Source organism: Cyclobacterium sp. L-R (assembly GCF_056859355.1).
In genome coordinates, this window is sequence record NZ_JBSXOH010000063.1 from 130,289 (window position 1) to 140,151 (window position 9,863).

Sequence of the window (9,863 nt, forward strand, 5' to 3'; positions counted from 1 at the left end):
ATAAAAAAAGCCGAGACTGCTCTCGGCTAATTTGTGGGCCCACCTGGGCTCGAACCAGGGACTTTCTGATTATGAGTCAGATACTCTAACCAGCTGAGTTATAGGCCCCACTTTTATTAAGAAAATCTACTCCTTCCATTCAACCACAAATAAAAAGAAGTAAACAACCAAGTCCAACTGTATTTCAAACTAGAGAAGGCTCCCTAACCAAGATTAGAAGTCTTTTGAACCTTTTACCTTGCTTTTGGGAATGCAATGTTACATATTTGATTTTAAAATCACAACAAAAATTGTAATGAAAAACCTGCAAGAAATTGAATTTTTAATTTTTGATTTAGGGAATGTTATCTATGACATTGATTACCAAAGGACTTTTGAAAAAATAAATAGTCGCTTGCCAGAAAAACAACATCACCTAATTAAAGAATTTATGGTCTCTCCTGTTCACTTTGATCTTGAAACAGGAAAATCCGACGAAAATACCTTCAGAGATGGGGTAAGAAAATTTTTCTCGACCGACTGGGAAGACGAATGGATTGATGATGCCTGGAACAGTATCCTTGTAGACATCCCAGAGGAAAGGCTGGACCTACTTATGGAACTGAAGAAACAATACCCCCTCTTCATGCTTAGCAATACCAACAGCATCCACTTTAAAGTGGTAGAAGAAACTTTTAAGCAAAAATTGCCTGAAGGCACCTGGCCTAATCTTTTTGACCATATGTTTTTAAGCCAGGAAATGGGATTGCGTAAGCCTGATGAAGCCATCTACAAAGAGGTCATCAATGGAATAGGTGCTGCTCCGGAAAAATGTTTGTTTTTTGATGACCTCAAAGAGAACCTTTTGGGTGCGAATAAAGTTGGCATACAAACACATCATATCGACCACCCAAAAGCGTTAATCAATTTTTTCCAAAATGTATAGTACCAAAGAATACCTTAAGCACGGTACCCTTTTCTTTTTAACGATTATGGCCACCACCCTAGCGGGTGGAGAATGGTTGTATGGCAGAAGTATACTTTCTGACGAACTACCGCTTACATGGGAGTATTTCGTGCTCTCCCTGCAATTCTCCCTGCCCTTCATCGGCATTCTATTAATTCATGAGTTGGGGCACCTGTTTACTTCCATTTACCATAAGGTAAGGTCTTCCCTACCTTATTTTATCCCTGCATGGTTGGGCTTTTTGGGATCTCCGTCCATAGGAACCTTTGGCGCAATTATTCAAATGAAGGGAATAATTAGTAGCAGGAAAAAATTCTTTGATATAGGCGTTGCGGGCCCACTCGCTGGTTTTGTGGTTGCTTTTGCTGTTTTGATATATGGGTTCACACAATTGCCTGAAGCTGACTACATCTATGAAATCCACCCGGAATATGCAGATTCAAATTATGTCCTGAGCGAAGATGAAGACATGATGGATTTTGAATTGGGCTATAATCTATTGTTCTGGACCATGGAAAAAACCCTAGCAGATCCTGAGCGGATGCCGGCCATGTCTGAGATCATCCATTACCCCTTCCTTTTTGCGGGGTACCTGGCTTTGTTCTTTACAGCCATAAACTTATTGCCCATTGGACAGTTGGATGGAGGACATGTGGTATTTGGGCTGTTTCCCAAACACCACAAAATAATATCACTAGTAGTATATACCGTGTTTTTATTTTACGCCGGCCTTGGCATTATCAGTCCTTTTGAGGACTTGAATTACCTGGCCCTGGCTTTGCCTCTTTATGTCGGCTTCTTGTACATCTGCTATAGAAAATCAGGCCTTTCTAACACCAACAAATGGATCATGGCGCTTGGAATAGCGGCTATACAATACAGCTTGGTAAGTATCTCACCAGATATCCAAGGTTATACTGGCTGGCTCTTCTTTGCTTTTCTGGTAGGAAGGATTCTGGGCATCAATCACCCAGAGGTAATGGATGGCACAAAACTAGATCAAAAACGTAAAATTCTAGGTTGGTTGGCCATCATTTTGTTTATCCTTTGCTTTACTCCTGAACCGTTCGTTTTTGAATAAAGGAAAATCTAAATGCTATTCGTCTTCTTCTAAAGCCCTGTAGGCCAATATTCCTCCTAAGACATTTCTGACTTTGGTATAACCTTTACTTTCTAAGAATACTTTTGCATTCCCACTTCTTGCTCCAGATCGGCAATGCACGATGATCTCTTCATCTTTATGCTTTTCTATTTCGGAAAGTTTATTAGGAAGTTGAGCCAAAGGAATATTAATGGCGCCAAGATTGTCATCCTCATATTCGTACGTTTCTCTGACATCTAAAAAGACAAACTGTTCTTTTTTGTCTAACCTTGATTTTAATTCTTCTACTTCTATGTCTTTCATGGCTTATTTAACAATAATTCTTCTCGTGATGGGCTGTCCATTTTTTACCATTTTAATCAGGTACATCCCCTTTTGACTTTCTGTAAAATTAAGCATTTTACCTTCTTTATCCACTTCTTGAGGTATATTTATCAGCCTGCCCTGAAAATCGAACACCATTAAGTCATCTACCTCTCCCCTGATAAATAACCTTTCAGTTACTGGATTTGGGTAAAACGATAACTCCTCATCAGGCAAATCAACTTCCTCTACAACAGGGTCCAAGCTAAGGTGTGCCCGCATCATTAAATTCCCCTTTACATGCTCATTTTGCTGCCATGAACCATGCACATTATAGAAAATCTTATCTCCTGTATCTCCACTTTTATCCAAGCCCACATACAGGTAATCATTTGAAAACTGGGTGAAACCAATAAAAAAATGATCCTTTACCATGATATTGGTATCTAATGGGAAATAAGAAAAACTACCCAATCCAGCATCAGCAGGGATCAATACTTCTCCTTGGTACAAAGGCGCATTGGAAATTGAATCCCAAACCATTAATTCTATCGCACTGTTTCTTTGAGCGGCATTCGCGAATTGTATGCTAAGCCCCGAAAGGTAAGAAGGGGTAGATAGTTCGTAAGACAAGGCCAACATTCCACCTCTTTGATTGATGCCTGCTGCATAATCCGCAGAACCATTATCATAGGCATAAAAATCCCTAAAGGGAATTACTATCCTGCTGCTATCATTGGCACGAAAATCCACATTGAAATTTTGGGATTCTCCCTCCAATTCTTCCAAATAAGTATCCCCCGCCTTAAGGTACATTAGTACTTCCACATCCATTGGTTCGTCGATTAAACCAATTAAGGAGGTTCCTTTGACATCACTGCTCGTGAAAGTCCTGCGTTCCAAAGCCTGAGGCACTGGATTAAAAGGGGTATTGTCATTGGGCTTTTCCAAAAGCTCACCCGTCGCTTTGTTAGTAAGGCTAACTGTATACTCTATGGCTCTAAACCTATTGGTCAGGTTATTGAATTCGTTGCTAATTGGGGTAGTTAATTTTTCTTGATCAAGCTCAAAATAAGGAATGGCAAAATAGGGCGCAAAAGGACTGCTTGGCAATTGGGTCAGCGCCCTGTCAGCAGGATACCGATCGGTGGCATCCCTTCCCTTATTCAAATAAATATAATCCAACACCCATGTATCAAATGGTCCGGAAAGCCTTCCCGATTGCTGAAATTTAAACTGAAATGCTTCATAATGAAATTGCTCAGCTACAGGTAACAATACCTGCACAAACTGGTCTGATGCCACATCATCTCCTCCCTCTTGGCTCCATACCAACACCCATTTACCTTCGGAATCTAAAAAATAAAGCTCTAGTGCATCGGAATCATCCGGACGTTCTCCTTTTCCACCAGCTTGCCAATAAAAACTGAGGTAAACGTCATTAGTAGCTGAAGTTTGAGACAGGTCAATGGGCATGGAGGTCAATTGATCCCCTTCCCCTTGTTCTAGCCGTGTAGTTGAATAGGCTTGGCCATTATTATCTACCCCGTCCAATACAGCTACACCTAAGGATGGAGGGGCAAGGCCTAGTGTAAAGGAAGTTTTGACACCTTGGGTCTCCCAAAGCAAGGGAGACAATTGACCGGAGGAAAAATCATCCCAAAAAGGGAGCTGTAAGGTCTCCGCAGCGGTTCTTTGATTATTTAATGAAATAGAATTATTATCAGAAGGAAGTGAAGCAATCGGTAACTGCCGAAATTGAGCAATACAGTCGGTAACGGAAGAGAAACCAACTAGCAAAACAGCTATCAGAACCGAATACCTAATCCTATTCATTAAAAGTTGTTTCTTGTCCAAGTTTAGAAACCCAGATGTCTACCCTTTCTCCTGTTTGCATCATTAATCCTGCAGGAGGAAGTTGCTTAACTACCGTTCCTTTGGGAACAGTATCCGTTTCTACATAATTGACATTGCCCATGCTTAAGCCCGATCCAAGAATCAAGAACTCCGCCTCTTGGTCATCCATGCCTATGATATTGGGCATATCGAGATTCTGATTACCAAAACCATCTCCTACCACCAAATCGATTTGGGATCCTTTAGGGATTTCTAAACCTTCTTTGATATCTCTACCTCTGTATTTTTGGTGCAATACGGCATTGTGACCTATATCAGGCACATATACAATGTCTCCTCTGACAAGTCCGAAATTGGCTAAAATTTCCTGGGCATTTTTCAAAGGGGTATGAACCAAATTAGGCATCCTGATCAGGGGTGCATTTTTCGCATTGAGTGTAACATAGATTTTTCTGTCTTGCTTTACTTTGGCTCCCGGCTTTGGGTTTTGCTTCAGTACTTCCAATGGCTTGGCATCCGCCACAAAGCCACTGTCTAAAGTAACCACCATTACCAGGTTTCTACCCTCAAGATACCCTTGCACTTCATCATAATGAAACCCTTCTAAATCAGGAACAGTAACGGACTCACCATGATGGGTATAATCAGGTAAATAAATTTCAAAAAAAACAAATAACAGCCCAAAAGTTAAGGCCAATATTATTGATAGGTGAATACCTACTTTTTTAATACCTACTTTAAAATCACTCATATTATTTCTATTGCAAGATTTGATCCAATTTTAAGGATGAAAACCTTTTTTCTCTTGAATTCTAATGCAAATTAATGCTATAATTTAAAACTGGTAAATAACCAATAAGATTTTTCTGAAAGAACGGTCAATTGTGGCTTTTGGTATTAGTACACAACCAACTTCTTGGTCAACATAAAGTTTTCTCCTGTTATTTTAACTACAAATAAACCAGTTCCCAAGTGCATTTTCCCAAAGGTATAGGTTTGATTTAAGGTATTTGGAAAACTCACGTCGTAAGCTTTTTGACCAGCTAAACTGAAAAACTCAATTTTCACATCTTGGTAGTTCTCCAAATTAAAGGAAATATGGAAGTTATCAATCGCTGGGTTAGGGTAAACAAGAGATTGATTTAGCTCAGGAACCACCGGATCCGGATCATCTGATAAATACAAAGAGATATTGTCCAGAAACAATAATGCATCTGAATCATTAAGGTTATTCACTTTAAAATACAGCCTTACTTTTTCTTCTCTGGCGAAGTCATTGAGGTTTACAAAGGTTCCTAAGGTCGGATCATCTGATGCGTCGATGTCTTTGTTAAGAGCCTCTCCTGACATTTCCCAAAGTGATTGTCCGGTCTGCCCACCATCTTTACTTACAATAAGCGAAAAGCTAGTCTGGCTTCCAGATGAAAAACCAGTACCTCCCCAGTCAAAAAACAATCCTGCCTTTCCGGTTTCGGCTAAAGAAAATTCTGGAGATACCAACCAATAACTGTTGTTTGATACCATGTCATCCAAAACCATTTGATTGCTGCTATTTCCTCCGGAGGAAGGATTCAACTGCCAGGAGCTAAAATCATTTTCAGGATTTATGGAAATCCAATCACCTAAGCCCAAATCAAAATCCTGACGCCAGGGAACCAAAATCTTTGAATCATCTTGGATAAAATAACTTGTCAATTCGTCTCCTGCACCAAAATTTTGATCAAAATTAGGTGATGAAACCTGGTAAACAACTTCATTCAATCCAGGATCGAAGCCATTGGCAAGATCAACGGATGTACTCGCATTAGCGTCCAGGGTAATCGCATTAAATAAGGAGGATTCATTTACAAGACCATTGATGCTGTTGCTTACATAAAAGCTTGATACAGGAAGGTTTCCAGTATTATCTATACTCAGTTTATCCAATATTTGGTCTCCATTGACTACCGGTAATGGTTGGGTCACTTCATTAATTCCCAACTGATAACGGTAAGTCTCCTCAGTATTGATGGCTATATTTTTAAGGTAAATATTGTTACCATAGCCATTTATGGATACAAAAGCTATCCTGACATTATCCTGACCTGCATAAGCACTGAGGTTCACCAGTTCCTTCCTAAACTGCTGTTCGGAAGACGGGAAAAACTCGTTTAGAGAACCTCCAAGGGTGGCCAAAGTTGCTCCTGATTTATTATAAGGTGCAGTGAGCAAATTGAAAGTATTGCCACAATCCGTGGAAACAGCCACGATTAATGTTTCAGTAAAAGCACTATTGGAAAAAGGAGAATATGCCAAATCAAATGACAACTGAGGATTTGGTATTCCTGAAAGGTCAAAAACCGGACTTACTAAATAATCCAATTCACCCTGTCCATTATAATCAAACCCATTGAGCAGGAAGGCCTCCTGCCTAGCGTTATCAAGCTGAAGGTTGACAGGCGTCCAGGTAAATCCCTGGTCTCCATTAATGTACTCCCAACCGGAAGCCTCCGCATGACCAGGATAGGCATAAGGTAGTGTTTGTGATACCGGTAAAGCTGTAGTTACCGAACGCCTATTATTAGAGGTATCATCATCTTCAAAGCCATTTACCAGTAAAACTTCTGCGGTAAATACTGTACTTTCAGCATTCAGGGTAACGACATCAAATTCCAACTCTAATGTTTCTCCTGGAGCAATAGAAACATCAAAGTCTTTGGTTTCCAGCTCAAGGCCATTTGCTTTTATACTCGCCCTGACTTTATTCACTGAGTCTTTACCTTTGTTCACCACTTCGATAATCGGAGTGAATGAATAATCACATATATAGACTGAAGGCGATACTATTTCTAGTAATTCAATATCACTGTCAAACAATTGTGGTTCAAAAAGGGCACGACTTGTAGGCAAAGAAGCCCTTCTTGGACTAAAGTTTAGAATTACATCCATCCTCTCTACCTGACCTTCAGTAAACAGGCTCATGCATCGATCAGGAGTATAGTCCATAAAATTCTCTACCATATCCCTGGAATCACAAGTGAACCGAGGGGTTACGATACAAGTATTATTGGATTGACTTTGCAGGGGGGTGTCTGTCACATAATCATCCACTTCGCATCCACCATCTCCCCAAATATGTCTAAGACCAAAAAAATGCCCCATCTCATGCGTGGCCGTTCTTCCTCTTGAATTTTGAACGGCACTGCCTATGCTTCCAAAATAATTATAATCAATGGTGACTCCGTCTGTTTCTGGCGTTGGGGAAGGGTTATTCAAACCTTCCAATTCATTGGAAACAGGAAACCCAGCAAAACCAATAGTAGGAGGTGTAAGTGGCAACACCCAGATATTAATGTATTCCTCTGGATCCCAGGATGCCAACTGCCCTATTAAGGCGGCATCATTCAATCCATAAGTTTCTTTCGGCCCAAGGACCCTGTTTATTCCACTGGAAGATATTCCCTGTGGGTCTTGCTTTGCCAATACAAATTCAATTCCGGCATTGGCCGCTACATCTAAAAACTCACTGGGTGTATTGGCAGCAAAATCTGGATTTTGCATTTGAAAGTCTTCATTAAGTATTCTTATTTGATCCAGGATTTGAGCTTCAGAGATATTAGCACCCACACCGATGGCTTCTCCATGATGGATTACATGAACTACAACTGGTAATCTCCTTATTTCGTTGGCAAGTGTCCGGTTTCCCTGAGCATTTTGCTTCATTTCTACCCCTTTGGTATCAACCCAACTTTCAAAATATTGTCGAGTACCAAAATAGCCCATTGCCTGGGCTTGCTTTTTTTCAAAAAAAACTGTTCCACATTGGTCTATGGAATTCTCAACATCAGCAGTGGGTGTTGCTCCTTGACCAATAGAAAGCTGAATACTGCTTAAAAAAAGAAATAGCACTGATACCAAATTAAGTATCAGTGCAATGTATTTATTAACCATAGATTAAATGATAAGTCAGGCTACTTCTACATTTACAGCTTCTACCCTAATGATTTCAGGAATAGCCTTTTTTATTGCTTCTTCAACCCCAGCTTTAAGTGTCATTGTAGACATGGGGCATGAACTGCATGTTCCCAATAGTTCTAACTGAAGGACCATGTCTTCAGTAAGCCCTACAATTCTCACATTACCACCATCAGCCTCCAAATAGGGCCTAATGGTATCCAGAGCCACTTCGATTTCATCCTTGTATTGATCCAACATTGTCTTTAACCTTTAACCTGTACAACTTCTGTTTTGCTTGCACCAGCATTTCTGATCGCTACTTGCCTGGCTACGCCCTCTGCAAAATTACCGAAAGCTTCTGCCATAATCCCTTCCTTCATTACTGCGGGATAACCACTGTCTCCACTTTCTCTTATCCCTTGTACCAGAGGTATCTCTCCCAAGTAAGTAACGTCGTATTTTTCAGAAAGTTTGCGACCGCCTCCTTGACCAAATATATAATACTTATTATCAGGCAATTCAGCAGGTGTAAAGTAAGCCATATTTTCTACAACTCCTAAAATTGGCACATTGATCTGTGGCTGCTGAAACATGGTCAAGGCTTTAGTAGCATCGGCCAATGCAACCTTCTGAGGAGTAGTCACTATAACGGCTCCTGTCACTGGTAAGGTTTGAACCATAGTAAGGTGAATATCTGAAGTCCCAGGAGGTAAATCTATCAACAAATAATCCAACTCACCCCAATCCACGTCTCCAATAAACTGTTTTAGGGCAGAGCTTGCCATAGGGCCTCTCCAAACTACTGCATTTTCAGCAGGTGTTAAAAAGCCTATTGACATCAATTTTACACCATATTGCTCTATAGGAACTATTATGTTTTTTCCATCTACTTGTTTTATGGCAGGTTGCTCACCTTCTACATTAAACATGGTAGGTACTGAAGGACCAGAAATATCTGCATCAATCAAACCCACCTTTGCTCCTGACTTAGCCAAGGCCACGGCCAAATTTGAAGAACAAGTACTCTTACCTACCCCACCCTTTCCGGAGGCTATGGCAATTATATTTTTAACGTTCGGAAGCATTACTGCATCGTTACGAATGGTGGTTACATTTGAAGTCATCAAAATTTCCGCCTCAAGTTCCTCACCGAAGGCCTTTTTTATTGCTTCTTCACAGTTTATCCTAATCAACTCCTTTAATGGACAGGCAGGAGTAGTTAAAACCACCTTAAAAGAAATCTTTTGGTCACTAATTATTTCCAAATTCTGAATCATTCCGAGAGTAACCAGATCCTTTTTTAAGTCGGGATCCTCTACCGTAGACAGGGCCTTTAATACTTTTTCCTTAGAAATATTCATTCCTGATATTTGATTTTTATGCAATTTATAGTTAATCCTCCGTTAATAAAATATTTTAATGCTTAAACCCGAAAATTGCCCCTCCTTAACCGAATGTACAAAATTACTTTTAAAGCAATGCGGGCTTTGGCCCAGTCCGCTTAAACCCGAAATATGCAATAGATATTCTATTACGTGCTGAAATCGCTTTAAAATCAGCCAATCGTTGCTGTTTTCAATTTCACCATAGCGGTGCTATGCTAAAATCTCCAAACAGTCTGATTTTCTTGCGATTGCAACACTTCCCGTAAACACGGAACAGGCTTCACCCCTGACATTGTCAGGGCGGAGAAATCCTATTACATAATCCGGGTTAAAG

8 protein-coding genes and 1 tRNA gene are annotated in these 9,863 nt (G+C 40.2%); 2 read left to right on the top strand and 7 right to left on the bottom strand.

The window, feature by feature from the left end; genetic code table 11:
- Window positions 1-34: 34 nt before the first annotated feature.
- Window positions 35-108: transfer RNA gene (locus AC13EX_RS09080), tRNA-Ile, on the bottom strand.
- A gap of 187 nt (window positions 109-295) precedes the next feature.
- Here AC13EX_RS09080 and AC13EX_RS09085 point away from each other — a divergent pair.
- Both AC13EX_RS09085 and AC13EX_RS09090 read left to right on the top strand, forming a co-directional pair.
- Complete coding sequence (locus AC13EX_RS09085) at window positions 296-925, top strand: HAD family hydrolase (RefSeq protein WP_482892430.1); 630 nt, start codon at window positions 296-298, stop codon at window positions 923-925.
- Window positions 918-2,027 carry a site-2 protease family protein gene (locus AC13EX_RS09090; protein WP_482892431.1) on the top strand — a complete coding sequence of 370 codons (1,110 nt, stop codon included), beginning with the start codon at window positions 918-920 and terminating at the stop codon, window positions 2,025-2,027. The genes AC13EX_RS09085 and AC13EX_RS09090 overlap by 8 nt, the downstream gene beginning before the upstream one ends.
- 15 nt (window positions 2,028-2,042) lie before the next feature.
- Here AC13EX_RS09090 and AC13EX_RS09095 read toward each other — a convergent pair whose 3' ends face one another.
- From AC13EX_RS09095 to AC13EX_RS09120, 6 genes are all read right to left on the bottom strand, one after another.
- Complete coding sequence (locus AC13EX_RS09095; RefSeq protein ID WP_339717816.1) at window positions 2,043-2,351, bottom strand: rhodanese-like domain-containing protein; 309 nt, start codon at window positions 2,349-2,351, stop codon at window positions 2,043-2,045.
- Window positions 2,352-2,354: 3 nt separating this feature from the next.
- Window positions 2,355-4,187, bottom strand: coding sequence for a T9SS type A sorting domain-containing protein (locus AC13EX_RS09100; RefSeq protein WP_482892432.1), 1,833 nt, complete (start codon window positions 4,185-4,187; stop codon window positions 2,355-2,357).
- Complete coding sequence (locus AC13EX_RS09105) at window positions 4,180-4,959, bottom strand: PASTA domain-containing protein (protein WP_048642910.1); 780 nt, start codon at window positions 4,957-4,959, stop codon at window positions 4,180-4,182. The genes AC13EX_RS09100 and AC13EX_RS09105 overlap by 8 nt, the downstream gene beginning before the upstream one ends.
- A 146-nt stretch (window positions 4,960-5,105) precedes the next feature.
- Window positions 5,106-8,138: a M43 family zinc metalloprotease gene (locus AC13EX_RS09110; protein WP_482892433.1), complete on the bottom strand. Its 3,033-nt coding sequence runs from the start codon at window positions 8,136-8,138 to the stop codon at window positions 5,106-5,108.
- Between the two features lie 15 nt (window positions 8,139-8,153).
- Entirely contained in the window at window positions 8,154-8,402 is a 249-nt protein-coding gene (locus AC13EX_RS09115) for a NifU family protein (protein WP_048642908.1), read from the bottom strand.
- Between the two features lie 5 nt (window positions 8,403-8,407).
- Window positions 8,408-9,505, bottom strand: a complete 1,098-nt coding sequence (locus tag AC13EX_RS09120) for an Mrp/NBP35 family ATP-binding protein (protein ID WP_482892434.1) — start codon at window positions 9,503-9,505, stop codon at window positions 8,408-8,410.
- Window positions 9,506-9,863: the final 358 nt, after the last annotated feature.

Excerpts from the sequence above, each read along its gene's own strand:
- AC13EX_RS09085 (WP_482892430.1), top strand. The coding sequence starts at position 296 with ATGAAAAACCTGCAAGAAATTGAATTTTTAATTTTTGATTTAGGGAAT.
- AC13EX_RS09095 (WP_339717816.1), bottom strand. The coding sequence starts at position 2,351 with ATGAAAGACATAGAAGTAGAAGAATTAAAATCAAGGTTAGACAAAAAA.
- AC13EX_RS09115 (WP_048642908.1), bottom strand. The coding sequence starts at position 8,402 with ATGTTGGATCAATACAAGGATGAAATCGAAGTGGCTCTGGATACCATT.
- AC13EX_RS09100 (WP_482892432.1), bottom strand. The coding sequence starts at position 4,187 with ATGAATAGGATTAGGTATTCGGTTCTGATAGCTGTTTTGCTAGTTGGT.
- AC13EX_RS09105 (WP_048642910.1), bottom strand. The coding sequence starts at position 4,959 with ATGAGTGATTTTAAAGTAGGTATTAAAAAAGTAGGTATTCACCTATCA.
- AC13EX_RS09110 (WP_482892433.1), bottom strand. The coding sequence starts at position 8,138 with ATGGTTAATAAATACATTGCACTGATACTTAATTTGGTATCAGTGCTA.
- AC13EX_RS09120 (WP_482892434.1), bottom strand. The coding sequence starts at position 9,505 with ATGAATATTTCTAAGGAAAAAGTATTAAAGGCCCTGTCTACGGTAGAG.
- AC13EX_RS09090 (WP_482892431.1), top strand. The coding sequence starts at position 918 with ATGTATAGTACCAAAGAATACCTTAAGCACGGTACCCTTTTCTTTTTA.